The sequence below is a fragment of the Pauljensenia sp. UMB3104 genome (genome assembly GCF_030217285.1).
Classification (GTDB): Bacteria; Actinomycetota; Actinomycetes; order Actinomycetales; family Actinomycetaceae; genus Pauljensenia.
In genome coordinates, this window is record NZ_JASONN010000107.1 from 1 (window position 1) to 357 (window position 357).

A 357-nucleotide genomic window follows, 5' to 3' on the forward strand; every position below is an offset into this window, starting at 1 on the left:
GGTGGTCCATCATCTGACGGTGGCGCGCGTCGCCGACGTATTGGCCGTGTCGTGGAACACTGCCAATACCGCGATCTTAGGTGAAGGCCAGCGCATGCTCATCGATGATCCTGATCGTTTCGAGGGGGTGCGTGTCATTGGCGTGGATGAACACGTGTGGCGACACACCCCATACGGGGACAAATACGTCACCGTCATCTTGGACTTGACTCCTATACGTGACCGTCGTGGTCCCTCCCGGCTCCTGGATATGATTCCGGGCCGATCCAAGCGGGTTTTCAAAACCTGGCTGGCCTCCCAGCCCGACACCTGGCGCGAGCGCATTGAGATCGTCGCGATGGATGGATTCACCGGCTT

General features: G+C 59.4%; 1 protein-coding gene. It reads left to right on the forward strand.

The features are described from left to right. Positions 1-357, forward strand: a 357-nt coding sequence (locus tag QP415_RS10965; RefSeq protein ID WP_285100084.1) for a transposase, incomplete at both ends; no start/stop codon positions are given.